Below are 15,922 nucleotides of genomic sequence, written 5' to 3'. Positions count from 1 at the left end.
ATAATCGGCGGGCGGCGGCACGAGATCCAGACGAGGGAGCCCGGATTCGACATGGCATGCCCGACCCACAGGTACGCGGACGTCGTCGTCGCCACGGCCGACGGCCGGATCGACTTCGCCGGCGCGCAGGAACTCGAGTCCGCGATCGCCTCCGCGCTCGTCGCCGATTCGGGCGTGCGCGGGCTCGTGATCGATTTCTCGAAGGTCGACTACATCAGCAGCGTCGGCCTGCGCGTGCTGATGGTCGCGGCCAAGGCGTTGCGCGCGCGCCGGGCGACCGTGGCGGTCACGGCGCTGCAGAGCGTGGTCGCCGAGATCTTCGAGATCAGCCGCTTCCACCACGTCGTCGAGGTGCGCCACGACGTGCGCGAGGCGATCGCGGAGATCTCGCCGGAGGCCCTCGCCGCCTACGATCGCGCGCGGGAAGCGGAGGGTCGGTGAAGGCGATCCGCTTCTGGGGAACCCGCGGCTCGATCCCGGTGGCGCTCACCGTGGACGAGGTGCGGCGCAAGCTGGTGGCGGCGCTGCGCGGGGCGAACGGCCGCCGCTTCGCGAGCGACGCGGAGATCGAGTCGCACGTCGAAGCGCTCCCGTTCGCGGAGGGCGCCACCTTCGGCGGGCACACCTCGTGCGTCGAGATCGTGACCGGCGGCCCCGACTACGCGATCTGCGACCTCGGCACCGGCGTGCGGCCGTTCGGACAGGCGGCGCTCGCGCGCGACGGCGGCCCGCGCACCTACCATGTGTTCCTCTCGCACGTGCACTGGGACCACATCATGGGCCTGCCGTTCTTCACGCCGGCCTACATCCCGGGCAACCGCGTGGTGATCTACGGCGGCCATCCGCACCTCGAGGCGGCGCTGCGCCGCCAGCAGGAGCAGCCGAGCTTCCCGGTCGACTTCGACACCTTCCGTGCCGACATCTCGTTCGTGCACCTCGAGCCCGGCCGCTGGCACGACGTCGCGGGCATGCGGGTGCTGCTCAAGCTGCAGCGCCACTCGGGCGATTCGTTCGGCTTCCGCTTCGAGTCGGGCGGCAGATCGGTCATCTACTCGACCGACTCGGAGCACGACCTCGGCAACCGGCGCGAGACCGACGCGTTCGTCGAGTTCTTCCGCGGCGCCGACGTGGTGGTCTTCGACGCGATGTATTCGCTCGCCGACGCGATTTCGGTCAAGGCCGACTGGGGCCATTCGAGCAACATCGCCGGCGTCGAGCTGTGTCACGCGGCGGGCGTGAAGCACCTGTGCATGTTCCACCACGAGCCCGCCTTCGACGACGCGTCGATCGCGCGCGTGCTCGCCGACACCCGCCGCTACGAGGAAATCTGCCGGACCGGCGCGCCGATGACGGTGACCGCCGCGTACGACGGGATGGAAATCCGCCTGTGATCGACGGGGCCGAGCCGGCCCCCGGCCGTGTCGCCGCGGCCCTCGCGACGGTGGGGCGGATACGCTGGATCGGCGTCGCGGCGCTCGCGGCGCTCTCCGTGCTCCTGTGGCTGGAGCCGCCGTTCGTCGTGCGCCAGCAGCAGCAGTGGTTCGACGCGACCCAGCGCCTGCTGCCGCGCAAGGTCACGCAACTGCCGGTCACGATCGTCGAAGTCGACCAGAAGAGCCTCGCGGCGCTGGGCCAGTGGCCGTGGCCGCGCACGGTGCTCGCGCAGCTCGTGCGCGAGATCCGCAAGGGCGCACCGCAGGCGATCGGCCTCGACATCCTGATGTCGGAGCCGGACCGCAGTTCTCCCGAGCACTGGCTCGACAACCTGCCGACCCACGACGCCGACCTCGCGCAATCGCTCGCCTCGCTGCCGTCGCACGACGAGGAACTCGCGCGCGCTCTCGCGTCCGGCAAGGTCGTGCTCGGCATGGCCGGCACGCCGGAGCCCACCGGCATGGTGTTGTACGCCACGCCGATCCTGGTCGCGGGGGACGCGCGCGGCGCCGCGGCGTTGCAGGGCCGGATTCCGCACTACGCCGGCGTGCTGTCGAACCTGCCGGTACTCGAGAAGGCCGCGGCCGGACATGGGCTGCTGTCGGTCGAGACCGAGTCGAGCATCGTGCGGCGCCTGCCGATGGTCGCGAGCGTCGAGGGCACGCTGGTGCCGTCGTTCGCGCTCGAACTCGTGCGCGTGTCGGTCGGCGCGCCGCTGCTGCGCCTGCAGACGCGGGACGGAGGGGTGCGCGCCCTGCAAGCCGGGAAGTTCGTCGCGCGCACCGAGGAGGACGGCGCGATCAGGATCCACTATTCGCCGCGCGACCTGCGCCGCTTCGTCTCGGCGATCGACGTGCTCAAGGCCCGGGTGGACCCCGAACAGCTCGCCCGCAAGATCGTCCTCGTCGGCGTGACCGGCGTCGCGGGCGTCGACTACCAGGACACGACGCTCGGCGAGCGCATGCCGGGGGTCGAGATCCACGCGCAACTGATCGAGAACCTGGTCGAGGGCAGCGCGGTGATCCGGCCGCCGTGGGCGCGCGCGCTCGAAGTGGCGCTCTTCGCGGTGCTGGGCCTCGTGCTGATCCGCGCGGCGCCGTCGTGGCGCACGCCCGCGACCGTGGCCTTCGCGCTCGCCGCCATGATCGTCCCGGCAGGAGCGGCGCTCGCGGCGTTCGCGGCCGCTCATCTCCAGTTCGACGCGGCCTCGCCGGCCTTCGCGTTGTTCGCGCTGTTCGCGACGCTCCTCGCGCTGACGCTGGGCGAGGCCTCGCGCGAGCGGCGCGCGCTGCGGCGCCAGATGCAGGAAGAGCGCGAGGCGTCGGCGCGCATGGCCGGCGAGATGGAGGCGGCGCAACGCATCCAGGTCGCGATGCTGCCGCGCGAGGACGCGTTCCGCGACGATCCGCGGCTCGACCTCGCCGCGGCGATGGTCCCGGCGCGCGAAGTGGGCGGCGACCTCTACGATTTCTTCCGGCTCGACGGCCGGCGGCTCTTCTTCCTCGTCGGCGACGTGTCGGGCAAGGGGCTGTCCGCGTCGATCTTCATGGCGGTCAGCAAGGCGCTCGCGAAGAGCGCCGCGGTGCGCCACCCCGACGACGACCTCGGCGCGTGGATGACGGCGGTGAACCGCGAGATCTCGCGCGACAACAGCGAGTCGCTCTTCGTGACCGCGTTCGCGGGCATCCTCGACCTCGACAGCGGCGATCTCGTCTACTGCAACGCGGGCCACGACGACCCGTATTGCATCGCGGCCGCGTCGGGCCTCCGGCGGCTTCGCGGCGGCGACGGACCGCCGCTGTGCGCGGTCGACGGCCACGAGTACGCGGGCGAGCACACGTTCCTCGATCGGGGCGAGATGGTCGTGATGGTCACCGACGGCGTCACCGACATGCGCGACCCGTCGGGCGCGATGTACGGCCGCGAGCGGCTCGAGGCATTGCTCGACCACCTGCGGAAGGCGCCGCTCGACGCGCATGCGGCGGTGGCCGCGATCCGGGACGATGTCCGGTCGTTCGCCGCGGGCGCCGAGCCCGCCGATGACTGCACGATCCTCGCCCTGCGATGGCGCGGAGCGCGATGACGGTTCAGCGGACGACGATCTCGACGCGCCGGTTGCGCGGCTCGGCGCCGCCCGGCGGCGTCGGCACCAGCGGTTCGCGACTGCCGCGGCCGGAAGCCTGCACGTTCGTCGGCGCGAGCCCGCGGCGGACGAGTTCGGCGCGCACGGTCTCGGCGCGCTGTTTCGCCAGCGCGTCGTTCACCGCGGTGGTGCCGACGCTGTCGGTGTGGCCGACGACGAGCACATCGGCCACCGGCCGCTTCGCGACCTCGGCGAGCACCGCGTCGATCTGCACCTGCGCTTCGGCCGACAGTTCGTCCTTGCCTTCGGCGAAGTGCAGCGTGAACGACATCTCGCGCCGCGGCTGGGCCGCGAGCGCCCGGCCGAAGTCGCGGCTCACCTCGTCGGGCGTCGCGTCGTACGTGCGCGTCTCGAGCGCGTTGCGGCTCGCGGCGGCGTACGGATGGTCGAGCACGACCTCGCCGCGCTGGTCGGTGACGCTCACCGCGGTCTTGCGGCCGTCGGATTCCGGCAGCAGCACGACCTTCGTCGTCGGGGCGCACGCGGCGAGGAGCGCCGCGGCGGACACTGCGATCGCCATGAGGCGCATCGGCCTTCCGGGGGGGAGGCAGGCCGCCACGGGCAGACCTTCCTCCGTCGCGAGCACGTCAGCCGTCGACGAACACCACGAACTCGGTGCCGCGCACGCCCAGCACCGACGCCGGCGTGCGGACCTTCATGGCCTCCGGCGACTGCTTCGCGATCTTGCCGGAGACGACCGACAGCGTGCCCTTCGACAGCGTCGAGTCGAACTTGCCCGCGTGGGTCGTCGGATCGAACTGGAACAGGTCGAGCGACAGCACGCTGTTGGGGCCGATCGAGAGCAGCGAGCCGTCGCTCATCGTGACGCCGACCGCGCCGTCCGCGCCGGTGGCGAGGACGTCGGAGGCCTCGAGCTTCGTGCCGACCGGCGCCGGCACCCTGGCCCCGGCGCGCTCGATCGTGACCTCGCCCTTCGAGGTCTTGACCTGGCCGACCTCGGCGGCGAACGCGAACGTCGTCGCGCAGGCGAGCGCCGCGGCGAGCGCGAGGCGGGCGAAGGGGGGCCGGGTGGCGGAAGCGGGAGTCATCGTGGCTTCTCCGAGCGGAGGGCGCGGGGCGCCGTGGGCGGGATTGTCCGCCGCCGCCGGTCCGGCTGCAATTCCGGCCGGCGGGTCGACCGATGACCACGCCCACGGAAGCGACCTTCGCGGCGGCGCTGGACGAGTTGCCGGCGACCGCCGCGTTCGTGGAGGCGTTCTGCCGGCGTCACCGGGTCGAGGCCGGCGACGGCATGCGCCTGACGCTCATCGTCGAGGAGGTGTTCTCGAACGTGGTGCGCCACGGCTACCGCGGGGAGGCCGGCTGGGTGCGGCTCGGACTTCGCGCCGACGGGGGCGACGTGCTCGTGAGCTTCGAGGACGCCGCTCCGCCGTTCGATCCGCGCCCCGCGCTCGGGCGGGCCCCCGCCGACCTCCACGCGAGCGTCGAGGAACGCTCGGTCGGCGGCCTCGGAGCCTGGCTCGTCGGCCGCCTCGTCGTCGACGCGAGCTACGTCCGGCTGCCGGAGGGCAACGTGTTCGCGCTGCGCTTCCGGCTCGGTGTCACATCCGCTCGATGATCGCGGCGATGCCCTGCCCGCCGCCGATGCACATCGTGATGAGCCCGTAGCGCTTGTTCGTGCGCTGCAGTTCGTACATGCACTTGACGGTCAGGATCGCGCCGGTCGCGCCGATCGGGTGGCCGAGCGCGACCGCGCCGCCGTTCGGGTTCACCTTCGCCGGGTCGAGCCCGAGGTCTTTCGACACGCCGAGCGCCTGCGCCGCGAACGCCTCGTTCGACTCGATCACGTCGAGGTCGGACACCTCGAGGCCGGCCTTGGCGAGCGCGTTCTTCACCGCGGACACCGGGCCCATGCCCATGATCTTCGGGTCGATGCCCGCGTGACCGTAGGCGACGAGCCGCGCCATCGGCTTCAGACCCTTCTTCGCGGCGACACCCGCTTCCATCAGCACGACCGCGGCGGCGGCGTCGTTGATGCCCGAGGCGTTGCCGGCGGTCACGGTGCCGTTCTCCTTCTGGAACACCGCCTTCAACTTGGCCATGCCTTCCATCGACGCGTCGGCGCGCACGTGCTCGTCGGTGTCGAACGCGACCGGCCCCTTCTTGCTCTTGAGCTCGATCGGCAGGATCTGGCTCCTGAAGTGGCCGGCCTGCTGCGCGGCGTGCGCGCGGCGGTGGCTCTCGACGGCGAACTGGTCCTGCACCTCGCGCGTCAGGTGGCACTTCGCCGCGACGTTTTCCGCGGTGACGCCCATGTGCACGGTGTCGAACGGATCGGTCAGCGCGCCGACCATCATGTCGATCGCCTTGGTGTCGCCCATGCGCGCGCCCCAGCGCTGCGTCGTGTTCGCGTAGGCCGCGCGGCTCATGCTCTCGGCGCCGCCGCCGATCGCGGCGTCGGTGTCGCCGAGCAGGATGTACTGCGACGCCGACACGATCGCCTGCAGGCCGCTGCCGCACAGACGGTTCACCGTCAGCGCGCCCGACGAATGCGGCAGGCCGCCGTTCACGCCGATCAGGCGCGAGATGTACATGTCGCGCGCCTCGCCGTGGATCACGTTGCCGATCACGCACTGGCCGATCTCGTTGGGGTCGACCTTCGCGCGGGCGATCGCCTCCTTCACGACCTTCGCGCCGAGTTCGGCGGGGGCGATGTCCTTGAGGCTGCCGCCGTAGTCGCCGATGGCGGTCCGGACGCCGGAGAGGATGACGACGCTGCGCTGGCTCATGGGGGTCTCCGCGAGGGAAAAACGCCCATGATAGGCCGGATCGTCGGAGGCTGCATTTCGCGCGCTTAACCTGGCTCAACGACGGCGCGGACGGTTCGGCGATTTTTCCGTTGCGCCGTGCGATGGAGCGGGGGACATTGGGCGAGCGGCTGCGCTCCGCGAAACGGGCGCGCGGCGCGCTTCGACGACAGGGAGGGTCCATGGTCCGGACGATGCGAATCGTGCTCGTGGCGTTCCTGCTCGCGCTGTCGGTGCCTTCGGGCGCCGCGACGCGGTACTGGCTGCTGCAGGACGTCGTGTTCAGCGACGGCCGCACCGCGGTGGGCAGCTTCGGATACGACGACACGACCAACCAGGTCACGACCTGGAACATCCGGGTCCAGGGCGGGAGCGGTTACCAGCCGTTCACCTACCTGCCGGGCAACTCGGTCCCGGTCAACGGAGGCGTAGGCATCACCGGCGGATTCGTCTATTTCTTCGAGTTCACGGCGATGGAAGGGACCGGCGGCGAGCGCCGGCTCTGGCTGTCGGTGAAGTTCCGGCTCGACGGCGCCGTTTCGTCGCAGCCGCTCTACCTCGTCGACCCTCTCGCCCCGTTGGGCTACTACTACGCCTACGAGCGCAAGCCGGGCGCAGCGCCCGACCGCAAGATCGTCGCCGGATCGATCGATTTCGTGCCGTTCCCGCCTCCGGTGGGGCTGGTCGACGTGATCGAGTTCTACCATGCGGGACTCGGCCACTACGTCATGTCGGCCGACCCGCCGGAGATCGCAGGACTCGACAGCGGCTACTTCCCCGGCTGGACGCGCACCGGCGAGAGCTTCAAGGCCTACGCGACCGGCAGCAGCGCCGGCGCGACGATGAACCCGGTGTGCCGCTACTTCAAGTGGCCGGTGGGCGGGGTCACGACGCACTTTTTCTCGGCCAACGCGTACGAGTGCTGGCTGGTCGACCATCTGTTCGGGCCCGAGTGGGTGATCGAGAGCGACAACATGTTCCAGATCGACCTGCCGGACATGGCGACCGGCGCCTGCCCGGGCAGCACGGTTCCGGTCTACCGGCTGTGGAACGGCGTGCTCCCGACCAACCACCGCTACACGACGAGTCTCGCAGTGCGCTCGACGATGATGGCGGCGGGGTGGATACCGGAGGGTTATGGTCCGGTCGGCGTGGCGATGTGCGCGGAAGGGCTTTGAAGGACTTGCGCGGGGCTGAATGCTGCAACCCGTCGGGCTGAAGCCCGACCTACGGGGGATGCGTCGGTTACTGAAGCCCGACCCACCACCCTCCCGGTAGGTCGGCCTTCAGGCCGACGCCGTTTCGTCGCACCGGCACAACTTCTGTCGAGCTGAAGGCAGACCTACTGGTGAGGCGTCGGGCTGAAGCCCAACCTACGGGGCGTTGGCCTTCAAGCCGGCGGGGCAACAGGTCGATCGTTGGGCCGGTCGCGGGCACGCGCGTTCGTGATGCTCGGCCCGGGCTAGCCGGGAGGAATGAACGGAGCGGAATTTTCCGTTGCGTTGCGTACAGATGCGGGCTTGCCTTGAGCGATGCAGGTCGCGCCCGCGGGCGTGGGCGCGCGGAGTTCCGATCCAACGGAGGTCGCTATGATTCGCACGTTCCTGAGAGGCTTGCTGCTGATCGCGCTCGCCGTGACCTTCCCCGCGGAAGCGGCCACGCGCTACTGGGCGCTACAGGGGGTGGTATTCGCCGACGGCCGCACCGCGGCGGGCAGCTTCGGATACGACGACACGACCAACCAGGTCACGACTTGGAACATCCGGGTCCAGGGCGGGAGCGGTTACCAGCCGTTCACCTACCTCCCGGGCAATTCGGTCCCGGTCAACGGCGGCGTAGGCATCACCGGCGGATTCGTCTATTTCTTCGAGTTCACGGCGATGGAAGGGACCGGTGGCGAGCGCCGGCTCTGGCTGTCGGTGAAGTTGCGGCTCGACGGCGCCGTTTCGTCGCAGCCGCTCTACCTCGTCGACCCTCTTGCCCCGTTGGGCTACTACTACGCCTACGAGCGCAAGCCGGGCGCAGAGCCCGACCGCAAGATCGTCGCCGGATCGATCGATCTCGTGCCGTTCCCGCCTCCGGTGGGACTGGTCGACGTGATCGAGTTCTACCACGCGGGACTCGGCCACTATTTCATGTCGTCCGACCCGCCCGAGATCGCGGGGCTCGACACCGGCTACTTCCCCGGCTGGACGCGCACCGGCGAGAGCTTCAAGGCCTACGCGACCGGCAGCAGCGCCGGCGCGACGATGAATCCGGTGTGCCGCTACTTCAAGTGGCCGGTGGGCGGGGTCACGACACACTTCTACTCGGCCAACGGATACGAGTGCTGGCTGGTCGACGACCTGTTCGGCGCGGAGTGGGTGATCGAGAGCGACAACGTGTTCCAGATCGACCTGCCGGACATGGCGACCGGCGCCTGCCCGGGCGGCACGGTCCCGGTCTACCGGCTGTGGAACGGCGTGCTCCCGACCAACCACCGCTACACGACGAGCCTCGCGGTGCGCGCGAACATGATCGCGCTGGGCTGGGTGCCCGAGGGCTACGGTCCGATCGGCGTGGCGATGTGCGCGGTGCCGTAGGGGCGGTGCCGGCGTCGCGGCGCCGGATGCGGTAGCATCGCCGCCGAGGCGGTGCGCGCGTCCGCGTCCGCGACACGAGGAGTCTTCCCATGTCCGTCCTGCGTCCCCACCGGTTCGCGCCGGTGCTTCTCGCCGCCGTCGCGGCGTGGTCGTTCGGTGGCCCGGCCGCCGCCGACTACCCCGAGCGCTCGGTCCAGTACCTGATCCCCTTCGCGGCAGGAGGTGAATCGGACATCGTCGCGCGTCTCCAGCAACACGCCTTCGCGCAGAAGTTCAAGCAGGAGATGGTCGTCATCAACCGGCCGGGCGGCGGCGGCGCGCTGGTCTGGCAGCAGTTGAACACGCTGCCCGGCGACGGGTACACGATCGCGGGCATCAACCTGCCGCACGTGGTGCTGCAGCCGATCGAGGGGACCGTCAGCTACAAGACCGACGACCTGGTGTCGGTCTACTGGTTCCACTACACGCCCGATGCGCTCCTCGTGCCCGCGACGAGCCCGATCAAGACGTTCCAGGAGTTCATCGCGGCGGCGCAGGCCAAGCCGGGATCGATGTCGATCGCCGGTTCCGCGCTCTATTCGGCGAACCACGTCGCGCACGAACGGCTGAACCGCGACTTCAAGATCAAGACCGTGTACGTGCCGTTCAAGGGCACCGGCGATCTCGTCGCCTCGGTGCTGGGCGGGCACGTGGCGGGCGTGATGTCCTACACGACGCTCGCGATCGGGCAGAAGGGCAAGATGCGGATGCTCGCGGTCGCCACGAAGGAGCGCCATCCGCAGTTCCCCGACGTGCCGACGTTCCGCGAACTCGGCGTCGACTGGGTCGACGGCGCGTACCGCGGCGTGGCCGTGCCGAAGTCCACGCCCGAAGCGGTGCGCCGCCAGGTCTCCGGCATGATGGAGACGCTGAACAAGGATCCCGACATGCGCCGCAAGATGGTCGACGGCGGCTTCGAGGTGATCGACGTTCCCTACGATCAGGTGCCCGCGTTCATGAAGGAGCGCACCGCGCAGTACACGGAGACGGCGCGCCAGCTCGGCATGATCAAGTAGCCCGCCGCGGGAAAACACCGAATCGGTCTGCGCCCGGCGACCGGGCGGTCACCGAGCCGGCCGCGCGAGCGTTGCGCCCGGGGCGTCGTGGCGACGGCGCTACAGCGACATCGACACGCGGTAGAGGCCTTCGAGCACCAGGTTCTCGTGGTACTGGTGCGGGATCGCGAGCCGCGGGAGGACCGCGCGCGCCGCGCCGCCTGAGACGAGGCAGGTCAAGTCGCGCTCGACCTTGACCTCGTGCGCGTACATGCGCTCGATGGCGCCGGCCTGCGCGTGCTGGCAGCCGGACGCGATCGCGTCGACCGTCTGCGTCGGATAGTCGAAGAAGTCGCCGCCCTGGTCGGGCAACGCCGCCGTCCCCTCGTGCAGCGAGCGCAGCATCAACCCGACGCCGGGCATGATCGTGCCGCCCTTGAACACGCCGGAAGGCGACAGGAAGTCGATCGTCGTCGCGGTGCCGCACACGACGACCATCGACGCGTGCGTGCCGAGGAGCCAGCGCGCGCCGATCAGCGCCGCCCAGCGGTCGCTCCCGAGTTGCGCCGGATTGCGGTAGCTGTTGGTCACGCCGCATTGCTCGACCCGCGGCACGAGCCAGTGCGGCGCGGGCGCGTCGGGCCAGACCTCGAGCACGCGGATCGTCGCGGCGCGCACGCGGGTGCCCGCGACGTTGCTGATGACGATCCGCGTCGGCGCCGGATACTTCGCGAACTGCGCGGGCAGTGCCGGGATCTCCTCGAGCAGCGCGTGTCCCGACTCGAGCCGGTTCTCGCGTGCGCCGCCCTTCTCCGAGGGCTGGAACAGGCCCCACTTGAGGAACGTGTTGCCGACGTCGATCAGCAGGTGGAAGTCGCGCATGGGCTGTGATGTCGGGCGTGGGTGTCCGAGCGTCGGTGCCAGGCACGCGCCTGGCGCCGGGGAGCGTGGGGGTCAGCGGTCGGGCATCGGGTCCAGCGGGTAGATCGGGCGCCTGAGCTTGCGGTACGGGTAGACGGAGAGGTCGGCGTTGGTCACGCCTTCGCCCGCGCACTCGACGACGTGCGAGGCGATCGGGGCGAATCCCGCCCGGTAGTGTATGCGCGACTTGAGCATCAGGTAGCGCTGTGCCGTGGGGTCGATGCCCGCGTGCGTGAACACGCCGCGGTCGAACGGCTCGTGCGGGCGCGAGGTCACGACGATCTTCGCGCGCCCGGTGTCGAGCACCGCCGTGCGGCCGAGGTAGGTCCGCACCCCGGTGTACATCGGCCCGGTGATCGTGAACGCGCCGTCGGTGATCCGTTCGACGCGGCCGGCGATGGCGAGCGGCCTCCCGGGCAGTCCGATCGCCGGCATCGCGGTGCGTCCGCCGAGCGAAAGGCGCACGTCCTGCCCCACGCCGGCCCCGGCCATCGTCGCGACCGCCGCGGCGTCCCGGATCGGGGCGATCGCCACGCCGTCGAGTTCCTGCTTCACGATCTCGGCGACGACGGCCATGACGTCCTGCGCGCCGCCCGAGCCGCAGTTGTCGCAGTGGTCGACGAGGATCACCGGCGCGCCGGGGTTGCCGACGCCGAGCGATTTCGCCCGCGCCACCGATTCGGCGAGCGGCGGCGCGTGGAACGCGTACTCGGCGCGGCGCTCCCACGCGATCGCGAGCATCCGGTCGCACACCTCGCGCGCCGCCTCGCGACCGCCGCGCCGCGCGTCGCCCACGACGATCGCGGAGGTGCCGGTGTACGGCGTGTCCGCGTGCGGGAACGACGGCAAGAGCGTCGCGGCGAGCACGCGCCCCGATCGCTCCTCGCGGCGCGCGTAGTCGAGGATGTCGCCCGACGGCCCGTCCTCCGGCGCGTGCCGCATGATCGAGGCGACGAGCGGCTTCCAGCCCCAGGCCATCACCGGCTCGATCTCGCCGTCGAGCGAACGGACCAGGATCGACCCGGCGAGCATGCCCGCGTCGTACATGTCGACGTGCGGATAGGTCTTGTAGCCGGTCACGACCGTGGCGTGCTCGACCAGATCGCCGCAGAGGTTCGTGTGGTAGTCGAGCGTGACCGCGATCGGCATCCGCGGGGCGATCGCGCGGATGCGCCGCACGATCTCGCCTTCCGGATCGTCGCAGTCGTCGATGACCATCGCGCCGTGCAGGTCGAGGAAGACCGCGTCGCAGCCGCCGCGCACCGCATCCTCGATCGGGCGGACGAGGGCCTCGAAGATCGCGCGCGAGGCCCGGTTCGACGGCCAGGACTCGGCCGCGACCGGCGTCACGATCTCCGCGCGCTCCCGCGCCGCGAGATCGAGGTACGCCGCGAGCGGCGTGTTGGTGCCGCGGTACTGCTCGACGACGGCGGTGCCGATCGCCGGACCCTCGCCGTGGCCGAACGACGCGAGCGTCGTCGCGATCGGCGAGAACGTGTTGGTCTCGTGCTTGACGAGCGCGAGGACGTAGCGGCGCGCCATTGCGTCAGGCGGGCGGCGGGACGAACGCGGGGCCGAGCGGGCGAAGCCGCAGGCCCGGGCGAAGGCGCTTCCAGGCGAACGTCGCGGGATCGGCTTTCGCGGGGCCGGGCGCGGCAACGACGAGCACCTCGCGCGCGATCGGCTCGAAGTCGGCGCGGAAGTGCACCGAACTCTTGAGCGCGAGCACGCGCTCCTCGCGCGGCTCGATGCCGACGTGGCGGAACATCGCCTGGTCGCCGGCCTGGCACTTGACCGACGCGAGCACCACGCGCACGTTGCCGCGCCGAAGGAGCGCCATCGGCCCCAGGTCCATGCGGAAGCCGTGGAACATCGGTCCGGTGCAGGTGAAGCGGCCGTCGCCGAGCTTCTCGACGATGAATTCGCCTTCGAGCGGCAGGTGGCCCGGCACGCCGGAGATTTCGCCCAGCCGGAACCGTGCGGCATGACGTTCGCCGACCTCGCGCGCCTGCTTCGCCGAGGCCGGGTCGATCAGCAGTCCCAGCACCGAGCCGGGCGCGTCGTGACGCAGGAGCGACGAAAGGAGGCCGGTGGTGTCGCCGTTGCCGCCCGCGCCCGGATTGTCCTGCGTGTCCGCGAGCACGACCGGCGCGCCGGGCGCGCCCCGCTGCACGGCGCGCCGCACTGCGTCGTCGGGCGTGTGGAGGTCCATGCGGAACTCGCCCTCGGCGTCGGCGATCGCCTGGCGGAGCGCGGCGACGGCGACCTGCACGCGCGCCTCGTCGGCGCCCATGCCGAACGCGGCCATCCCGCATTCGGGAACGTCGGCCATCGGGAACCCGGGCGTGAACGACAGCACCGCTCCGTGCTCCTGCTCGAGGCGCTCGAGGAGCGGGTAGAGCTGCCGTCCCGGCTCGATCGTCGTGCACTGCGACGGGAGCCCGGTGAGGAAGTCGAGCGTGCGCGCGCTCTTCGCCAGCGGGCGGCCGCTCTCGAGCATCGCGTCCAGCATGCGCGCGGCGCACTCGCCGGTCCGCGCCATGTCGACGTGCGGGTAGGTTCGGTACGCGACCATCGCGTCGGAGCGCTCCAGCATCGCGCGCGTCACGTTCGCGTGCAGATCGAGGCTCGCGACCACCGGTACCCTCGGCCCGACGACCTGCCGGACGCGCGCGAGGAGTTCGCCCTCGCCGTCGTCGAGGTGCTCGGTCACCATCGCGCCGTGCAGGTCGAGGTACACGCCATCGACCGCGCCGGCCGCCTCGAGGCGCGTCACGATCTCGCCCGCGATGCGCTCGAACGCGTCGCGCGTCACCTGCGCCGACGGGTTCGCCGCGGCCCATGCGAGGCCGACGGTGCGATGGCCGGCGTCGTGCAGCGCGCGGATCGCGCCCGCCGCCGGGATGTTCGCTCCCGCGAGACGATCCGCGATCTCGTTCCCGACACTCAGGGGCGGCCAGCCTTCGCCGGTCTCGAATCGCTCGAAGTCCGCCTTCGACGGCGCGAACGTGTTCGTCTCGTGCTGGAAACCGCCGACGGCGATGCGCATCCGGGATCGGGGATCGGGAAGACAGGCGCAGCGTAGCAAAGCGCGCGGTGGCGCGTAAGGCGGGCGGCGCTCGACCCATCGTGACGACGAGGACAGGGAGACGAACGGCGTGCGCCGGTCGCGGAAGGGATCGGAGCGCGGCCGTATACTGCAAGGCCGGCGCGCGGCCGGTTCCCCGATGCCTTCGATCGTCCTCTATCTCGTCGCCATCGTCGCCTGCGGCGGCCTGGGTGCGCTGGTGGGCTGGTTCGTCTCCGGCGCGATCGGACTCACCGGAACGCCGATGGCGCTGGTCGCGGCCTTCATCGGCATGATCGTCGCGACCGCGCTGTGGGTGCTCGGCACCGCGATCGTCCAGAGGAAGCGATGACCGCGCGCACCGGAGCGGGTGACCGGGTCGGGCGCATCCTCGCCGCGGCGGACGGCGGCGCGCAGATCGCGCCGCTGACCGACGACGACCCGCACTACGATGTCGAGCAGGCGTACCGCACGCTCGCGGCGCTGCACGAGCGGCGCATCGCGCAGGGCTGGCGACCGGCCGGCCGCAAGATCGGATTCACCAACCGCACGATCTGGCCGCGCTACGGCGTGTACCGCCCGATGTGGTCCCATGTGTGGGACCGCACGGTGACGCACGCGACCGATGGCACCGCGGCGCTGGACGTGTCGCACCTGCACGAGCCGCGGATCGAGCCCGAGGTCGTGTTCGGGCTCGCCGCGCCGCTGCCCGCGGAGGGCGACGCGCGCGCGGTGCTCGAATCGGTGGCGTGGATCGCCGCCGGCTTCGAGATCGTGCACTCGATCTTCCCCGGATGGCGTTTCCGGGCACCCGATTGCACCGCGGCCTTCGGATTGCACGGCCTGCTCGCGGTGGGCGAACGCACGCCGGTCGGACACGAGAACCGCGACCGGCTCGCCGAGCTGCTGCCTTCCTGCCGCGTCACGCTGCGCAACGGCGATCGCGTGGTCGACACGGGTGTCGGCGCCAACGTGCTCGACGGACCCGCCCACGCGCTCGCCTACCTGCGCGACGTCCTCGCCGCGCAGCCGGAATTTCCCGCGCTCGGCGCCGGCGAACTCGTGACGACCGGCACGATCACCGATGCGTGGCCGGTGGCGAGCGGCGATCGCTGGGCGAGCGACTACGGCGAATTGCCGGTGCGCGGCCTCACGCTCGCGATTCTCTGACGTCGGCGAACCCGCGGCGGCCCTCGCCGTCGGCGCGATGCCGGACGCGCCACGTCGCGCCCGCTCCCGATCGGGGAAGACTCGACCGCGCGGTCGCGGGAACCGGTCCTGCGCGCGCCTCGCCGGGAGGATGCGGCGATGCGTGCGGTGACGAGCTTCGCGATGCCGCGCGGTCGAAAGGTCCTCCCCGATCGGGAGCGTCGTTGCTGCGGCAGACCGGCGGCGCGCCCGACGCGCGACCGGGAGGGAGGTCCGCGCGGTCAGCACACGCACCGCGCGACATCGACGCGGCGCGCGAGCGCCTGCAGGTTCGGATCCTCCGACGCCGAAGTTGTGGCGAGCGCGTCGATGCGAATCTCTGCGGGCGTGCGCTCGCGCAGCGGCTGCTTCCGCGGTCGCCGGAGCATCGCGACGAGCGCGCCCCCCGACATCAGCACGAACACGCCTCCCGCGCCGGCGACGCCGGAGTCCAGTCGCGCGATCCCGGAGAGCGGCGCGGCCTCGGCCCGGGAGGCTGCGATGAACACGGCGAGCGCGAGCACGAAGCTCACGAAGAGTCCCGTGGCGAGACCTTCGAGGGCGAGTCGCACGAGCCCGCGCCAGCCCTGGGGCGGGAGCAATCGCTGCGACGGGGCGGCATCGGCGGGAAGCGGAGCGTGAGTGTTCATCGTGGTGCTCCCGGGACCCGCGGGGCCGGGGCGATCCGGGGGAGATCGCCTCGCGCCAGCCGCGGATCCCGCGAGCGTCCTTCGTCATGGCACGGTGAGGGCGGAGGTTGGCTGCCGGACCGTGCGGCGCCCCGC

At 71.3% G+C, this 15,922-nt stretch carries 16 protein-coding genes; 9 read left to right on the top strand and 7 right to left on the bottom strand.

From position 1 onward, the window contains the following. Nucleotides 1-51: 51 nt before the first annotated feature. Genes HS109_16915 through HS109_16905 form a run of 3 tightly spaced genes read left to right on the top strand, consistent with a single transcriptional unit; the run spans nucleotide 52 to nucleotide 3,517 of the window. Complete coding sequence (locus HS109_16915; protein ID MBE7524051.1) at nucleotides 52-441, top strand: STAS domain-containing protein; 390 nt, start codon at nucleotides 52-54, stop codon at nucleotides 439-441. Beyond that, nucleotides 438-1,391, top strand: a complete 954-nt coding sequence (locus HS109_16910) for an MBL fold metallo-hydrolase (protein MBE7524050.1) — start codon at nucleotides 438-440, stop codon at nucleotides 1,389-1,391. The genes HS109_16915 and HS109_16910 overlap by 4 nt, the downstream gene beginning before the upstream one ends. Then, a complete protein-coding gene (locus HS109_16905) occupies nucleotides 1,388-3,517 on the top strand; it encodes a CHASE2 domain-containing protein (protein ID MBE7524049.1) in 2,130 nt (709 codons plus the stop codon). Before HS109_16910 ends, HS109_16905 begins: the two co-directional genes overlap by 4 nt. A 4-nt stretch (nucleotides 3,518-3,521) precedes the next feature. Here the strand turns inward: HS109_16905 and HS109_16900 are convergent, their stop codons facing one another. Both HS109_16900 and HS109_16895 read right to left on the bottom strand, forming a co-directional pair. Then, entirely contained in the window at nucleotides 3,522-4,097 is a 576-nt protein-coding gene (locus HS109_16900; GenBank protein MBE7524048.1) for an OmpA family protein, read from the bottom strand. Between the two features lie 67 nt (nucleotides 4,098-4,164). After that, nucleotides 4,165-4,626 carry a FecR domain-containing protein gene (locus tag HS109_16895; GenBank protein ID MBE7524047.1) on the bottom strand — a complete coding sequence of 154 codons (462 nt, stop codon included), beginning with the start codon at nucleotides 4,624-4,626 and terminating at the stop codon, nucleotides 4,165-4,167. Between the two features lie 92 nt (nucleotides 4,627-4,718). On the opposite strand from HS109_16895, the gene HS109_16890 reads away from it, so the two are divergent. Further along, entirely contained in the window at nucleotides 4,719-5,156 is a 438-nt protein-coding gene (locus tag HS109_16890) for an ATP-binding protein (GenBank protein MBE7524046.1), read from the top strand. Here the strand turns inward: HS109_16890 and HS109_16885 are convergent. After that, nucleotides 5,140-6,327, bottom strand: coding sequence for an acetyl-CoA C-acyltransferase family protein (locus tag HS109_16885; protein MBE7524045.1), 1,188 nt, complete (start codon nucleotides 6,325-6,327; stop codon nucleotides 5,140-5,142). The genes HS109_16890 and HS109_16885 overlap by 17 nt on opposite strands. A 200-nt stretch (nucleotides 6,328-6,527) precedes the next feature. Here HS109_16885 and HS109_16880 point away from each other — a divergent pair, with 200 nt between their 5' ends. From HS109_16880 to HS109_16870, 3 genes are all read left to right on the top strand, one after another. Then, entirely contained in the window at nucleotides 6,528-7,523 is a 996-nt protein-coding gene (locus HS109_16880; GenBank protein MBE7524044.1) for a hypothetical protein, read from the top strand. A gap of 411 nt (nucleotides 7,524-7,934) precedes the next feature. Then, the gene (locus HS109_16875; GenBank protein ID MBE7524043.1) at nucleotides 7,935-8,927 is read left to right on the top strand and encodes a hypothetical protein; all 993 of its coding nucleotides are present in this window, start codon (nucleotides 7,935-7,937) and stop codon (nucleotides 8,925-8,927) included. Between the two features lie 89 nt (nucleotides 8,928-9,016). Beyond that, nucleotides 9,017-9,982, top strand: coding sequence for a tripartite tricarboxylate transporter substrate binding protein (locus HS109_16870; protein ID MBE7524042.1), 966 nt, complete (start codon nucleotides 9,017-9,019; stop codon nucleotides 9,980-9,982). A 99-nt stretch (nucleotides 9,983-10,081) separates the two neighbouring features. Here HS109_16870 and HS109_16865 read toward each other — a convergent pair whose 3' ends face one another. From HS109_16865 to HS109_16855, 3 genes are all read right to left on the bottom strand, one after another. Further along, entirely contained in the window at nucleotides 10,082-10,843 is a 762-nt protein-coding gene (locus HS109_16865) for a type III pantothenate kinase (GenBank protein ID MBE7524041.1), read from the bottom strand. 72 nt (nucleotides 10,844-10,915) lie between these two features. Next, on the bottom strand, nucleotides 10,916-12,424 hold the full coding sequence (locus HS109_16860; protein ID MBE7524040.1) for a M81 family metallopeptidase: 1,509 nt from the start codon (nucleotides 12,422-12,424) through the stop codon (nucleotides 10,916-10,918). 4 nt (nucleotides 12,425-12,428) lie between these two features. Next, entirely contained in the window at nucleotides 12,429-13,931 is a 1,503-nt protein-coding gene (locus HS109_16855; GenBank protein MBE7524039.1) for a M81 family metallopeptidase, read from the bottom strand. 178 nt (nucleotides 13,932-14,109) lie between these two features. Between HS109_16855 and HS109_16850 the strand changes: the two genes are divergently transcribed. Continuing rightward, on the top strand, nucleotides 14,110-14,301 hold the full coding sequence (locus HS109_16850; protein ID MBE7524038.1) for a hypothetical protein: 192 nt from the start codon (nucleotides 14,110-14,112) through the stop codon (nucleotides 14,299-14,301). Further along, complete coding sequence (locus tag HS109_16845) at nucleotides 14,298-15,119, top strand: hydratase (GenBank protein MBE7524037.1); 822 nt, start codon at nucleotides 14,298-14,300, stop codon at nucleotides 15,117-15,119. The genes HS109_16850 and HS109_16845 overlap by 4 nt, the downstream gene beginning before the upstream one ends. 260 nt (nucleotides 15,120-15,379) lie before the next feature. Here HS109_16845 and HS109_16840 read toward each other — a convergent pair whose 3' ends face one another. After that, the gene (locus HS109_16840) at nucleotides 15,380-15,787 is read right to left on the bottom strand and encodes a hypothetical protein (protein MBE7524036.1); all 408 of its coding nucleotides are present in this window, start codon (nucleotides 15,785-15,787) and stop codon (nucleotides 15,380-15,382) included. Between the last annotated feature and the right edge of the window lie 135 nt (nucleotides 15,788-15,922).

This window comes from Burkholderiales bacterium, assembly GCA_015075645.1.
Taxonomy (GTDB): Bacteria; Pseudomonadota; Gammaproteobacteria; order Burkholderiales; family Casimicrobiaceae; genus VBCG01.
Note: the sequence above shows the minus strand (reverse complement) of the source record. Positions and strands in the feature narration are given on the sequence as shown.

Bases quoted from the DNA above. Each gene is read 5' to 3' on its own strand.
- HS109_16915 (MBE7524051.1), top strand. From the start codon at position 52: ATGGCATGCCCGACCCACAGGTACGCGGACGTCGTCGTCGCCACGGCC.
- HS109_16900 (MBE7524048.1), bottom strand. From the start codon at position 4,097: ATGGCGATCGCAGTGTCCGCCGCGGCGCTCCTCGCCGCGTGCGCCCCG.
- HS109_16895 (MBE7524047.1), bottom strand. From the start codon at position 4,626: ATGACTCCCGCTTCCGCCACCCGGCCCCCCTTCGCCCGCCTCGCGCTC.
- HS109_16890 (MBE7524046.1), top strand. From the start codon at position 4,719: ATGACCACGCCCACGGAAGCGACCTTCGCGGCGGCGCTGGACGAGTTG.
- HS109_16885 (MBE7524045.1), bottom strand. From the start codon at position 6,327: ATGAGCCAGCGCAGCGTCGTCATCCTCTCCGGCGTCCGGACCGCCATC.
- HS109_16880 (MBE7524044.1), top strand. From the start codon at position 6,528: ATGGTCCGGACGATGCGAATCGTGCTCGTGGCGTTCCTGCTCGCGCTG.
- HS109_16875 (MBE7524043.1), top strand. From the start codon at position 7,935: ATGATTCGCACGTTCCTGAGAGGCTTGCTGCTGATCGCGCTCGCCGTG.
- HS109_16870 (MBE7524042.1), top strand. From the start codon at position 9,017: ATGTCCGTCCTGCGTCCCCACCGGTTCGCGCCGGTGCTTCTCGCCGCC.
- HS109_16865 (MBE7524041.1), bottom strand. From the start codon at position 10,843: ATGCGCGACTTCCACCTGCTGATCGACGTCGGCAACACGTTCCTCAAG.
- HS109_16860 (MBE7524040.1), bottom strand. From the start codon at position 12,424: ATGGCGCGCCGCTACGTCCTCGCGCTCGTCAAGCACGAGACCAACACG.
- HS109_16855 (MBE7524039.1), bottom strand. From the start codon at position 13,931: ATGCGCATCGCCGTCGGCGGTTTCCAGCACGAGACGAACACGTTCGCG.
- HS109_16850 (MBE7524038.1), top strand. From the start codon at position 14,110: ATGCCTTCGATCGTCCTCTATCTCGTCGCCATCGTCGCCTGCGGCGGC.
- HS109_16845 (MBE7524037.1), top strand. From the start codon at position 14,298: ATGACCGCGCGCACCGGAGCGGGTGACCGGGTCGGGCGCATCCTCGCC.
- HS109_16840 (MBE7524036.1), bottom strand. From the start codon at position 15,787: ATGAACACTCACGCTCCGCTTCCCGCCGATGCCGCCCCGTCGCAGCGA.